The organism is Beijerinckia sp. 28-YEA-48 (assembly GCF_900104955.1).
GTDB lineage: Bacteria > Pseudomonadota > Alphaproteobacteria > Rhizobiales > Beijerinckiaceae > Terripilifer.
The window spans coordinates 219,625-231,947 of record NZ_FNSI01000002.1 but is presented as its reverse complement, the minus strand read 5'-3'; the positions used below and the strand labels follow the sequence as shown (position 1 = coordinate 231,947).

Here is a 12,323-nt window from a genome sequence, read left to right as displayed (position 1 = left end):
CCGGGGAAAGGCAGAGTTCTGCTCACGCCATAGCAGAGGCTGATCGACCGTGCTCAGCGGATCGCCCTCAAATGACAACGGCAGCCAAAGGGCCACCACCACGTTGCACTTTTTTGGTTCAGACTAGCTGCAGTTGGTCGGCAACCACGCGACCTTTACGCAAAACGGTTCGGTCTGAGGAACGGTCCATGACCGCCGAGGTCGGGGTCTGGCCGTCGAGAAGGATGAGGTCGGCTGTATCTCCGACCGCGACCCCTTGACAACCACCCCGAACCAATCGTGGGACTTCGGCTGGCGCTATCATCGAACCACCGCCGATGGTTCCTATACCGAGACACATCTCGATGTCCTGATCGTGCAGGAAGTTGTTGGTGAAAGCTAGCTGCCAAGTGCGGTCGAGCATGTCAGCATTGCCGTATGGCTTCCAGTAGTCTCTCATGCCGTCCTCGCCCAAGCCGATACGAACGCCAGACTCCACCAAGCTGCGGAGCGGCAGCGCGGTGCTGACGGATGGGGCAACCGTGGCCATCGCGATGTCGAGCTCCGCGAACTGTTCGATCAGCCGTCTGGTTGTGGACTCTGACACGCCGCCAAGCGAGTATGCGTGTGAAATACTGACCATCCCGCGCATTCCCAGCGCACGAACCCGCTCCAGGATCAGCTCAACGCTGAACACGGCCAGATCGCCGGGCTCGTGCAAATGGAAGTCGACCGGAACCTGGTACTTCTGGGCGAGCCCGAACACGGTATCGAGGTGACGTACCGGATCCCGCTCGAGCTGACATGGATCGATGCCACCCATGACGTCTGCACCCGACCTCAGTGCCTCTTCAAGCAGGGGCAGCACGCCCTGCTCGCGGGAGAACCCGGTTTGCGGGAACGCAATGACCTTCACATCGGAACGCGCGCTGTGTGCCTCTCGAGCGGCCAACACCGCCTCGAACCGCTCCAGCCCGCAATCGACGTCAATCTGTGCGTAGCTGCGGACTCTCGTTGTTCCCCGTGCGATCATCAGTCCCAGGGTGTGGATTGCCCGCGAGGCGGCGGTGCCGTCCGCGGATCTCCAGTTGGCTCGATCGTTCATCACCATTCCCCAGACATCGGGTGCCCCGGTGTGCGGGCGGAATGGAAGGCCGAGCCGGCTCGAATCCAAATGCGTGTGGATGTCGGTGAAAGCAGGCAGAATGAGTCGCCCGCGACCATCGACGGTGTCGCCGTCCCGGCCCGCAGTCTGACGGTGCGGCGTAATCCCCGCAATGACACTGTCGACGATTTCCAGATCGACCGGCTCACCGCCCCAGGGGCGTGCGTTAACGATAATGGTGCGCGTCATGATGCGGCTGCCTGGGTGGAGGATTCGATCGGCTGCCGGCGATCACGCTCTGCAGCGATAACTCTGTTCAGGGCGATCTGATCGAGCATCTTTACGAGACCTTTCCGGTCGGAACGGTTGAGGATAGCGGATTGGCGGGCACTGACACGAGCGGGAAATGACACCGCACGGCGCGATCAGGACCACCGGCTAGAACAGGAGTGGATCGGCGGCAGATGTCCTGTACGATTGGACATCTGGTGTGGAACCGGCAGCCGGACGGCGGATTGGCCGGTGTCGGGATATCGCCCTGGAGAGCCTGATGGGTGCGGCTCCGCTCAATCCGGGGATCCGGATCCAAGGTCGCATCGAGCAGAGCTCGCGTATAGGGATGGGCCGGAGCTCGATAGATCCGCTCGGTGTCGCCGATCTCCACGATCTGCCCGAGGTACATTACCGCGACTCGATGCGCGAGCCCCGCCACCACCGCCAGATCATGCGCGATGAAGAGATACGCGAGCCCCCGCTCAGCCTGGAGGTCGGCGAGTAGTCTGACGATCTGCGCCTGGATCGAGACGTCGAGAGCTGAGACGGGCTCGTCGAGGACGATCAAGCTGGGATTGAGTACGAGAGCCCGCGCCAGCGCGATCCTTTGCCGCTGTCCTCCGGAGATCTGATGCGGATACCGTGCTCCGATGTCGGAGGCCAGGCCGACTCGGTGGAGAAGCTCACCGGCCGCCCTGGCACGCTCCGCCTTAGTGCCGAGACCGAACACATTGAGGGGTTCGGCGATGAGGTCAGTGATCTGCATGCGTGGGTTGAGCGACGCATAGGGGTTTTGGAAAACGGCCTGCATTTTGCGTCGTACGTTGCGCAGCTGGCGGTCGCTGAACACACTGATGTCGATCCCATCTAGTCGAACGGCACCACTGGTCGGTCTCTGCATTCTGAGTACCAACGAGGCCGTGGTCGACTTGCCCGATCCCGACTCACCCACCAAACCGAGCGTCTCGCCCGGTTTGATTTGGAAGCTCACCCCGTCGACTGCCGACACCACCACAGGCGAGCCATCTTTCGTCCGTTGGTCCAGCGTGAATTTCATCACCAGCTCAGAAACGTCGAGCAATGCCTCAGACATTGGACGGCTCCTGCGGCTGGAGTGGGTGGAAGCAGGCAACGGTCTGCTCCAAGCCGGAGACCGTTTCGAGCACCGGAACAGTGAGACTGCAGGCGCTCTTGGCCCGGGCGCATCGCGGGTGGAATCGGCAGCCCGAGGGGAAGTCGTGAATGGACGGCGGCGTGCCGGGGATCTGCTGAGGCAGCATGCGCCCATTGCCAAGTCGCGGAGTCGCCGCCAGGAGCGCTGCGGTATAGGGATGGCGGGGGCGCACCAGGACGTCCTGGACCGATCCCGACTCGACGACCCGACCTGCATACATGACCGCAACGTCGTCCGCGAGCGAGCTGACCACCCCGAAGTCGTGGGTGATCAGCACGATGGCCATACCAGTATCACGTTGGAGCGCGCGAAGCAGTTCGAGCACCTGAGCTTGGACCGTCGCATCAAGCGCGGTCGTTGGCTCGTCGGCGATCAAAACCTTAGGCTCCGCCGAGAGCGCCATCGCAAGCAGCACCCGCTGTCGCATACCGCCGGAGAATTCGTGCGGGTACTGCCGAGCGCGCGCTTCAGGATCAGCAATCTGGACCTTCGCGAGCATCTCGACTGCACGCCGGGAGGCATCGCGCCGGGAGGTCCGGCGATGCACCCGGATCATCTCCGAGACCTGTGAACCGACAGTAAAGCAAGGGTTCAGCGACGTCTGTGGATCCTGCGAGACCATAGCGATCTCGCGGCCGCGGAGTTTGCGGTGAGCCCGTGGACTGAGCGAGAGCACTTCGCGACCGCCCAACCTGATTCCACCGGAACTGATGCGCGCGGTCGTCGGAAGCACGCCCATGACGGCCTTCGCCGAGATGGACTTCCCCGATCCCGACTCCCCTACGATCACCAGCGTCTTGCCAGCGTCGACGGTCCACGAGACCCGATCGACAGTGTCCACCCAAGCACCCTTCACCGGAAATGCAACGCTAAGGTCTCGAACCGAGAGAACTTCGTTCATCAAGCGCCTACCTGGAGTTGTGGGTCGAATCGATCCCGCAGCGCATCGCCGACGAGATTGACTGCGAGGGTCACGATCGAGATCACCATGCCCGGCACAATGGCTACCCACCACGCCGTAGAGATGTAGTCGCGGCCGTCGCTCACACTCGAGCCCCAGGTCGATGTCGGCGGTTGGATGCCGAGCCCAAGGAAGCTCAACCCACTCTCTGCGATGATCACCTGAGCGACCACGAACGTCCAGACGACGAGCAATGCGGGCGCCATGTTGGGTAGCAGGTGCTTGCGCAGGATCCATCCATCGCCCGCGCCCGCCGAACGCGCGGCCTTCACATACTCCGCGTGCTTGAGGGACCGTGCAAGGGTGAACGACAGCCGCGCGAACGGCAGCCAGGTCCACAGCGTCAGGACCACGATGATCGTCAGCACGTTGGCACCAATGACGCCAACGACGGCAATGGCGATGACAAGGAACGGGAACGCTGTCTGGATGTCGAGGATCCCACGGACGGCAGCGCCCAGTCGGCCTTCGCGGAAGCCACCGAGAAGCCCGATCGCGATTCCGATGACTGCGGCCATGGAAGCCGTCACCAGCCCGATCGACAAGCTCACTCGTCCGCCGTAGAGGATTCGCGTGAAAATATCGCGTCCATACTGGTCGGTGCCAAGCAGATGGAGCAATCCGTCGCTCCCGTGCGAGAAGGGCGCGAGCAACCGGTTGGCCAGCTGCTGGGCGTTCGGATCGAAGCTGGTGATGAGCGGAGCCGCTACGGAAGCGACGATCACTATCGCCAGGACGATGGCGCCAACGATGCCTGCGGCCGATCCGGCGTTCGACCGAGGAACTTTGGGCTCTCTCTTCGGCTTGGCCGAGGCAGCGTTGGTGATGTTCAGTGTCGTACTCATGCAGGGACTCGCAATCTCGGATCGATTCGGTTGCTAACCAGGTCGACCAGCCGGCTGACGATGAAGACCGTCACTGCGATCACGAAGATGGCGGCTTGGACCAAGGGGAAGTCGCGTTGCAGCACGCCATCAACCATCAGGCGCCCGATGCCCGGCCATGCGAACACGACCTCGACGATCACGGCTCCGCCGAAATAGACGCCGAAGTCGATGCCCAGCAGCGCGATGACCGGAATAGCGACGTTCCGGAGCCCATGCTTGAAGAGCACTCGGAACGGACCATAGCCGTTCGCCCGCGCCACCATGATGTAGTCGCGCGAGAGTTCCTCGAGCATGTAGGTACGGATCAGACGAGTCTGTCTCGCCGCGAGGAAGGCAGCGAACGTCACCGTCGGGAGAACCAGACTCCATAACCCATCGAAGCCGAAGCTCGGAAAGATGGGGAAGCCTACCGAGAAGGCTCGGATCAACAGCACCCCGAGCACGAAACTCGGCACGCTCTGGCCGACCAGAGTCAGAGCGACGATCAGCTGACCCCGCTTGGTCCCGCGGCGGACGGCCCCGTAGATGCCTGCAGGAACGGCGACCGCCGCCGCGAGCCCGATACCCGCGAACGCAAGCAGCAGGGAGGCGGGCACCCGATCAAGGACCGCATTCAACGCAGGCTGACGCAGTTGGTAGGAGTCACCGAAGTGCAGACGCACAGTGTCGCCGAGAAAGTGGAGGTACTGGACGAAGAGGGAGCTGTTGAGCCCGAGCTCACGCCGAACCAACTCCACCTGGTCCGGCGTGGCATAGGGGCCGGCGAGTAGTGCGGCCGGGTCACCATTGATTCGCAGGATGAAGAAGAGAAGGGTGCTCAATCCCCACACCACGACTACAAAGCTCGCCAGCGTACGCAACCCAGCCACGAGCCACCTGGGGAGTCGCATGCGAACGGCCATCTACTTTCCGTCCTCGACCGACTCGAAACGCGGATCGCCTTCGACTCCCAGTTCGAAGCCGGATACGTGCTTGTTGCTTGCGTACAGCACGGGCAGGTTGAGCCCGAACAAGGTCGGAGCGTCCTCTCGGACTAGAGCAATGCCGTTGCACAGCGCGGGCAGCCCCTTTTCTTCACCCTCGGACTGCCACGTTGCAAAGTCCTTATCGTACTGCGGGTTGCTATAACCAGTCGGGTGGGTCGTCGCTCCTGTCAGATACCACCGCGCCGATAGGTCAGCCGTCATGAACGGCGCCGTTGTGAGGCGCCAGGCGAAAATCGGAGCCCGTTTGCTCTGGTCACGATAAGCGTCCTGGAACGTGCTCAGTTCGAGAAACTTGATGTTGGTCTTCACGCCAACGTTGGCCAGCATCGCGGCGGTTGCCTGCGCCAGCGCACGATCGTTCGTCACGAAACCGGTCGGGCTCTGGAAGTCGAAGGTGAGATCACCCGGCCCGTATCCAGCCTCCTTGAGCAGCGCCTTGGCCTTCTCGGGATCGTAGGGGTAGGCCTTCACGTCCGGGCAGTAGCCGGTCACACCTTCGGGCACGACCTGCCCTTGCGATACTGCGCCGTGACCGCCCATCACTGTCTTGAGCAGCAGTTCCTTGTCTACGGCGTAGTTGAGCGCCTGGCGAACGCGCTTGTCATTCAGCGGACCTGACGTTTGGTAGATGGTCATCTGCCAGGAGCCCGGCTCGACCTTCTCCGCGATGTTAAAGTTCTTGCTAAGTAGCTCGACTTGATCGGAGGGAATGCCTTGCGCAATGTCTACACCGCCGCTCTGCAGAGCCGCGATCCGGCCGCTGGCTTCAGGGATGGCCCGGAACTCCAAACGTTGCGCCTTGGGCTTTGCCGCGACGGCGTCTGGGTTGGGAACGAGGATGAGCGACTCGTTCGGGACCCACTTCTCGACCTTCCAGGGACCGCTCGCAACCGGTGCAGCCATATACTTTTTAGGGTCGGCGGAGAACGCCTTTGGAGGAACTACGGCGAGCGCTGCCAGACGACGCGGGAAGATGCCATCCGGGCTGTTAGTCTCGAAGCGGATTGTCGTGGCGTCGACGACGTTCACCTTCGCGATCATGCTGAGCGCACCGAGAAGTCCCTTGGCGTTCTGCGGGTTCAGGAGGTAGTCGGCAGACGCTTTCACTGCGGCCGCGTCCAGAGGCTCGCCGTTGGAGAACTTCAGCCCGGCTCGCAACTTAAACTCCCAAGTCGTCGGGTCGACCTGGGTCCATGACTCTGCGATGCCGGGCGCCGTAGCGACCTTTCCGCCGGCAGTGGCACTCACCTGAGTTACGTAGGAGTAGATCATCCGGTTGGCGATCGAGTAGGGCGGCGTTGCCGCCTGGAATGGATCGAGTACGGCCGGCAGAGCACCGAAGGCGACCCGAACTGTCGCGTTCGAGTTATCGCCACAGGCGGAGAGCGTGCTGACCGCCATAAGCAAGCCTGCACCTGCCGCGAACATCCCGACTCGCGCTGTTGGCTCCTTCATTATGCCCCTCCCCTCCAATATCAATCTTTCAACGCTGTCGCCCGCATGCGCAAACAGCGCGGCGATACGCAGAAATCCAAATTCGATCAGGCGCCGGGAAACGACTCCGGCGGATAGTTCTTCGTGAAATAATCGCAAATTTCGCCACCCGTGGTGATCCACACGTCCGAATGTTTAGCAACATGCTCCAGGATGCGGTCAAGCATGTCGATGCGATGCGCCGCGCCGACGATATAGGGATGAAGATTCAACGACAGAACCTTGCCGGTTCGTTCGCTCTCGCGATAGAGAACGTCGAACTGGCGGCGGCAGATCAACTCGAATTCGTCCGGCGAAATCTTGTCGGACTTGATGAGAACGTCGTTAGCTTCCCATGAATAGGGCATCGAAACGAGCCGCTTGCCGCCTGCTTTCATATAGTAGGGCTGGTCGTCATTCACCCAGTCGCAGACATAATCGCAGCCCTGCGTCGCAAGATGATCCAGCGAATTCCAAGTCTCGGCGAGGCCGGCGCCAAGCCAGCCGCGCGGGCGCTCGCCGCAGGATTTCTCAATCGTTTCGAAGACCTCCGCGATCAGCGCCTGTTCTTCAGATGGATCGACTTCGTTTAGGCGCTCCACGTTCGTCTTGCAGTGGCCCAAAAACTCCCAGTTCAACGCCTTGCAGGCCTCGATGATCTGCGGATGATAAAGGCATACGTCGCTGTTTAGCGCGACCGTGCCCCGCATCCCATAGCGCTTCATGACGTCCATAATGCGCCAGACGCCGACGCGATTTCCGTAATCGCGATGAGCCCACGAATAAACGAACGGAATTTTGGCGAGATGTTTCGGCACGCGCTCGTTGCTGTCTCCCGGCATTGGCTCGCGCAAATCGAAGAACTCGATATTGGGGACGACCCAGAAGGCCAGGCGCTTTCCGTTCGGCCACTGGATCGTCGGGCGTTCATGCGGCGCGAGAAACGGAAAGGGGCCATAAGGTGCGGGCTGCATGATCAAAACTCCACAATGTCTTTGCGACTAGACCTGTTCGACAGCTTCGATCAGCCGGTCGATGTGAAAGACGTCCGCATATTTGTGATGCAGATCGAACAGATTGATCTTGTGCGTCAGCAACGATCGGTCGAACACGCATTCCTCGGCAAGCACAGCGTGAAAGCCGTGAGAGAATGCGTCGACCGTAGACGCGCGCACGCAGCCGCTGGTCGTTTCACCGGCGACGACGACCGTGTCGGCGCCATGCTGCACAAGGGAGGTTGCGAGCGGCGTGCCGAAAAAGGCGCTGGCTCTTTTCTTGTAGATGAATTGCTCGCCGGGCGCGGGAGCGAACTCGCTTTTGATCGTGAAGAGACTCGGATCGTGAGCCTGCTTCTTACGAAATGTGGGGTTCATTGCCTGATGATCGGTCTCGGGCCGATCATCGAAGGTCACATGAATGACTGGAAGCCCCTTGCTACGGAAGCATTCGATCAGGCTCTGGATGGGACGGATTGCCGTCCACGCGTATTCGCCGCAGCTTGAAGGATACTTGTCGATCAACTCATCCACCGGGCGATCGCCGCCCAAGAAGACAAGATTGTAGAGATCTACGAGCACGAGCGCCGGCTTTTTACCGATCCTGATTGGGCGCTCATAGTGCGCGTAGATCCGACGCATCTCCGGCGTCAGCAGATCGCGCCAGATGTAATCCTCGAAACTGCCCGACGTCATGCTCCCTCCGCCAATTGACTTTTCAAAGATTGGCGACAATATTTTATTTTGTCAACGATATATATTTTTAACAACAATCTTTCCTAGTTGACGACAATGTGAGCAACCTGCAGAAGCTGTGGGCACGCGGTTCAGCGGATAGCGGGAGAAAAGGCGAATGGCGCGTCAGTTGACCTTCGGGCTTGGCAGAAATGATCGCACGCAGGCGATCATCGACGGGTCGATCGCGCTCGCGGATTGTGAGGTGATCATCGACCGCAGCCCGCATGAAGAGCTGTTCCGCCTCGCGCTCGATGAGCAGCGTCACGACGTGACCGAACTCTCGCTGGCAAATTACACTATGCTGCGATCCGCTAAAGGCTGCGGATATGTGGCGCTGCCTGTTTTTACGTCGCGGATGTTCCGGCACGCCGCGATCTATGTGCGCGACGATCGCGGCGTTCAGGTGCCCGGCGACCTGAATGGAAAGACGCTCGGCCTGCGCGAATTCTCCAACACAGCGACGGTGACAGCGAAAGGGCTGCTTAGCGACGACTATGGCGTGAAGCAGGAAAGCATTGTCTGGCGCGTCGGCCGCGTGAATCGCGGCGAGCAGGCGCCGATCCTGCGTAGGATTCCCGCCGACGTCAGCGCGCGACCAATTGGCCCCGACGAAAATCTGTCCGACCTTCTGGCGCTGGGCGAACTCGATGGAGTCGTTGCCTATGATCCGCCGGCGTGCTTTCTCGAAGGGCGCCCGCATGTCAGGCGGCTCTTTCCCGATCACGCGCGCGCTGAACGCGACTATTTTTCTCGAACGCGCATCTTTCCGATCATGCATCTGATCGTCATCCGCCGGTCGCTGGCGGACGATGGCGCTTTATGCGCGCAGATTTGCGATGCGTTCGAAGTGGCGAAGCGGTTGGCGTTCGAGGATCTTTGTAATCCGCGCGCGCTGCCGATCATGCTTCCCTGGCTCGAACAGGCGATCGCGCAGGCGCAGGAGATTCTTGGCGCTGATTATTGGCCCTATGGCGTTGATGTGAACCGCGCTGCCCTTTCAGCGACGACGCGATGGCTCTGGGAGCAGAAACTGATCGATGCGCCGATCGAGCCGGATAGGCTCTTCGCGCCGTCGATCCTGAACTGGCGGCCGCAACATGCGGCTGTTGTAGCAACGACGAACTAAAAAAGGGGATCTTTCATCATGACGGACGCGAAATCCTTCCCGAAGGGCGGTTACAGATATGCAAAGGGCGTTTTCCAGTATTCCGCCGGCGTCGCGGCGGAGCCAGGCTTCGAGATCGTACGGGCACGCTTCCGCAAGCCGCTTGCACTGGAGGACGGGTTCACGCGCATCCGCGGCCATATCGAGAGCGCGGGCCGTCCTCTGACGGCGTTCTGTGCCTGCGAGCTGCGCTCACCAAAACCGTTCAACGAGGAGGAGTTTCTCGCCTTCAACAAGCGCTACGTCGAACCGCTGCGCGCTTGGGGATTGATCGAGGGCGACGAAAATCCGGTGGCGCGGAGCAATGTCTGTCCGATCGTCGATCCGCCGACGGAGCCGAGCTTCCACGCCTTCAGCTACACCGTTCCCTCAACGACGAAGGTGGGAACGTTCATCGTCGCGGGAGGTGCGGAGGCGCCGGAAGGAACCGGCTCTTACGAAAAATATACAGTCAGGCTACGCGATCGCTCGCCGGACGGCATTCGCCAAAAGGCGCAATGGGTGCTGAGGGAGGCCGAGCGCCGCATGGCTTCTCTTGGCTTCGGCTGGAGCGATTGCACGGCGACGCAACTCTATACGGCCTACGACGTCCATCACATTCTCGAAGATGAGATCTGGTGTCGGGGAGCGGCGAATGCGGGTCTCACTTGGCAATATTGCCGGCCACCGGTCGACGTCCTCGATTATGAAATGGATATGCGCGGGATAAGCATCGAACATGTGCTTTCCTGAACGACGCGATTTCGTCTGCGATTCCGACGACCCCGACGCGCAGGGCGAGTCCTGTGCGCCCGGCTTGACTTTCGGCGTTGCGAAGATGCACATAAAAGGCTCCTCGGGTGGAATCGCAGTGAATTCGCTGATGGCCGGAAAGAAAACCTCAGCTCAGCCCGTTGTTGCGACGGCGAAGCCCGCGCCGACGGGCGAAACGAGGATCGCGGCAAGCCGCGCAGCGGTCGTGGAGATTATCCGCGCAGCGATCCTGGATGGTCGGCTTCCCGCAGGCGTGAAGCTCGGCGAAGGTGATCTCGCAAGCGCCTTTTCTGTTACGCGCAACGTCGTCCGGGAAGCGCTGTCGGAACTCAAGCTGCTCGGCTTCGTGTCGCAGGTCCCCAACCACGGTGCATATGTTTCTCAGCCGACGCCGGAGGAGATCAACGATGTCTATGGCGCGCGCAGAATCATCGAAGCGGGCATATTCACGGAGTTTGCGCAGAATTGCACTGCACGCGACATCCGCACGTTGCGGGAGCATGTGAAGCTTCAGGAGGACGCGAACAAGCGCGGCGATCATCATGGGCTGATGCGTCTGCTCGGCGAATTCCATCTGCTTGTCGCACAGCTCAATGGCAACGCGGTTCTTGCAGAAATTCTTGAACGGCTCATCTCGCGTACCGGCCTGATAACGGTGCTCTACCAGGAATCGCACGGCCAGTGCGCCGTAGATGAGCATACGAAGCTAATCGAGCTTTTGGCCGCTGGAAAATCTGAGGAAGCAGCTGAATTTCTGCAGGGACATCTGCAGGACAACCGCAGCCGGCTGACGCCTAAACGGAACAATGTGCAGGTAAATATTTCGCGCATTTTCGCATCCAAGAAAAACGCCGACTGAAAAGAGCCCTGCCGAGGCCACTGTTCTGCAGCGCCCTCGTAGGTCATCAATGATACGCCACGCCTGTTACGTCATGGGCGCCTTCAAGATGGCGACGTGACGTTGCTCGAGGTTCGTTTAGATGACGAATGTGCGCTCGCAATGCGTCCTTAGACGAGCGGGACGGCGCGTTCTTCGAGTTACCCAAGGATCAGGAGATCGCGGCCTATTGTAGTGGCCCGTATTGCATTCTCTCGTTTGAAGCTGCCGCGGCGCTTTGAGAGCGAAGGTTACAACATCTACTGACTTGAAGATGATTTCCCCGAATGTAAAGCCGCGGGTCTCGACGTCGAGGTGCTGCCCGAGCGACCGAAGTTTTGAAGGCAAAAGCAAAGCCCCTGCTATCTGTTTCTACGGTGTGGGTGCCGTATCTCGAAGGTGATATTGTCCGCCATGAGCAAAGATCGTTTCTCAGAACCGCGAATAGTACGTTTGCCCGATTCTTAGCTATTGGGTATCCGGCGTCTGTAGGCGGAGGATTGAGTGAACTGCGACTTTGCTGTCCCATGAGGCGAAAAATATGATTGTCGGATTCGGAGCCGTCGGACATTTGAGAGTGAATTATTAGGAACCCAGTCGCTTTAGCGAGGTCTGCTGCGTCGGTTCCCAAAATTGGCACCGGTCGTTTGCCATGCGAAAACTATGGCGTAGTTGCGAAGCCGCACTTCTAGATAGAAGCCGCTCGTCTACATCGTCGCGATCGCGGTCTGTCGGCAGACTGTCGTCAGTAGAGGAAGGCTGTAGCTTAGCCAGCATGTGAGGCACTCTGCCGTCGGGTCTGTACCGTTGGCTTGGTAGGCTCCAGTGGGGGCTCTTGTGATCGGTCGGAACGGTAATTCAATGAGGTTGTCCCCTCTCCTGCTGTTATGTTTCGCCAAGCCAAGACAGAGGGGGGACACGCCGCTTTCAAGGCGATGCGGTCCTCGGGCGCCGGAA

General features: G+C 60.3%; 11 protein-coding genes. 3 read left to right on the top strand and 8 right to left on the bottom strand.

Going from position 1 to position 12,323, the window contains the following annotated elements:
- Positions 1–118: 118 nt before the first annotated feature.
- From BLW50_RS28915 to BLW50_RS28880, 8 genes are all read right to left on the bottom strand, one after another.
- Positions 119–1,333 carry an amidohydrolase family protein gene (locus BLW50_RS28915; protein WP_090710330.1) on the bottom strand — a complete coding sequence of 405 codons (1,215 nt, stop codon included), beginning with the start codon at positions 1,331–1,333 and terminating at the stop codon, positions 119–121.
- 91 nt (positions 1,334–1,424) lie between these two features.
- Positions 1,425–2,450 (bottom strand): ABC transporter ATP-binding protein, encoded by a 1,026-nt coding sequence (locus BLW50_RS28910; RefSeq protein WP_090710328.1) that lies wholly within the window; start codon positions 2,448–2,450, stop codon positions 1,425–1,427.
- The gene (locus tag BLW50_RS28905; RefSeq protein WP_090710327.1) at positions 2,443–3,432 is read right to left on the bottom strand and encodes an ABC transporter ATP-binding protein; all 990 of its coding nucleotides are present in this window, start codon (positions 3,430–3,432) and stop codon (positions 2,443–2,445) included. Before BLW50_RS28905 ends, BLW50_RS28910 begins: the two co-directional genes overlap by 8 nt.
- The gene (locus BLW50_RS28900) at positions 3,432–4,337 is read right to left on the bottom strand and encodes an ABC transporter permease (RefSeq protein ID WP_090710325.1); all 906 of its coding nucleotides are present in this window, start codon (positions 4,335–4,337) and stop codon (positions 3,432–3,434) included. The genes BLW50_RS28905 and BLW50_RS28900 overlap by 1 nt, the downstream gene beginning before the upstream one ends.
- Positions 4,334–5,269: an ABC transporter permease gene (locus BLW50_RS28895; RefSeq protein ID WP_280141545.1), complete on the bottom strand. Its 936-nt coding sequence runs from the start codon at positions 5,267–5,269 to the stop codon at positions 4,334–4,336. The genes BLW50_RS28900 and BLW50_RS28895 overlap by 4 nt, the downstream gene beginning before the upstream one ends.
- A gap of 12 nt (positions 5,270–5,281) precedes the next feature.
- On the bottom strand, positions 5,282–6,820 hold the full coding sequence (locus tag BLW50_RS28890) for an ABC transporter substrate-binding protein (protein ID WP_090710321.1): 1,539 nt from the start codon (positions 6,818–6,820) through the stop codon (positions 5,282–5,284).
- A gap of 86 nt (positions 6,821–6,906) precedes the next feature.
- Positions 6,907–7,812: a polysaccharide deacetylase family protein gene (locus BLW50_RS28885; RefSeq protein WP_090710319.1), complete on the bottom strand. Its 906-nt coding sequence runs from the start codon at positions 7,810–7,812 to the stop codon at positions 6,907–6,909.
- Between the two features lie 27 nt (positions 7,813–7,839).
- Entirely contained in the window at positions 7,840–8,529 is a 690-nt protein-coding gene (locus BLW50_RS28880; protein WP_090710316.1) for an isochorismatase family protein, read from the bottom strand.
- Between the two features lie 157 nt (positions 8,530–8,686).
- On the opposite strand from BLW50_RS28880, the gene BLW50_RS28875 reads away from it, so the two are divergent.
- From BLW50_RS28875 to BLW50_RS28865, 3 genes are read left to right on the top strand one after another with little or no spacing between them, the layout of a single operon-like run.
- A complete protein-coding gene (locus BLW50_RS28875) occupies positions 8,687–9,697 on the top strand; it encodes a substrate-binding domain-containing protein (protein WP_090710314.1) in 1,011 nt (336 codons plus the stop codon).
- 18 nt (positions 9,698–9,715) lie between these two features.
- Positions 9,716–10,468, top strand: a complete 753-nt coding sequence (locus BLW50_RS28870) for a 2-amino-5-chloromuconate deaminase CnbZ (protein ID WP_090710311.1) — start codon at positions 9,716–9,718, stop codon at positions 10,466–10,468.
- A complete protein-coding gene (locus BLW50_RS28865; RefSeq protein WP_090710310.1) occupies positions 10,455–11,348 on the top strand; it encodes a GntR family transcriptional regulator in 894 nt (297 codons plus the stop codon). The genes BLW50_RS28870 and BLW50_RS28865 overlap by 14 nt, the downstream gene beginning before the upstream one ends.
- Positions 11,349–12,323 lie beyond the last annotated feature (975 nt).

Excerpts from the sequence above, each read along its gene's own strand:
- BLW50_RS28905 (WP_090710327.1), bottom strand. The coding sequence starts at position 3,432 with ATGAACGAAGTTCTCTCGGTTCGAGACCTTAGCGTTGCATTTCCGGTG.
- BLW50_RS28880 (WP_090710316.1), bottom strand. The coding sequence starts at position 8,529 with ATGACGTCGGGCAGTTTCGAGGATTACATCTGGCGCGATCTGCTGACG.
- BLW50_RS28900 (WP_090710325.1), bottom strand. The coding sequence starts at position 4,337 with ATGAGTACGACACTGAACATCACCAACGCTGCCTCGGCCAAGCCGAAG.
- BLW50_RS28875 (WP_090710314.1), top strand. The coding sequence starts at position 8,687 with ATGGCGCGTCAGTTGACCTTCGGGCTTGGCAGAAATGATCGCACGCAG.
- BLW50_RS28895 (WP_280141545.1), bottom strand. The coding sequence starts at position 5,269 with ATGCGACTCCCCAGGTGGCTCGTGGCTGGGTTGCGTACGCTGGCGAGC.
- BLW50_RS28910 (WP_090710328.1), bottom strand. The coding sequence starts at position 2,450 with ATGTCTGAGGCATTGCTCGACGTTTCTGAGCTGGTGATGAAATTCACG.
- BLW50_RS28890 (WP_090710321.1), bottom strand. The coding sequence starts at position 6,820 with ATGAAGGAGCCAACAGCGCGAGTCGGGATGTTCGCGGCAGGTGCAGGC.
- BLW50_RS28870 (WP_090710311.1), top strand. The coding sequence starts at position 9,716 with ATGACGGACGCGAAATCCTTCCCGAAGGGCGGTTACAGATATGCAAAG.
- BLW50_RS28885 (WP_090710319.1), bottom strand. The coding sequence starts at position 7,812 with ATGCAGCCCGCACCTTATGGCCCCTTTCCGTTTCTCGCGCCGCATGAA.
- BLW50_RS28915 (WP_090710330.1), bottom strand. The coding sequence starts at position 1,333 with ATGACGCGCACCATTATCGTTAACGCACGCCCCTGGGGCGGTGAGCCG.
- BLW50_RS28865 (WP_090710310.1), top strand. The coding sequence starts at position 10,455 with ATGTGCTTTCCTGAACGACGCGATTTCGTCTGCGATTCCGACGACCCC.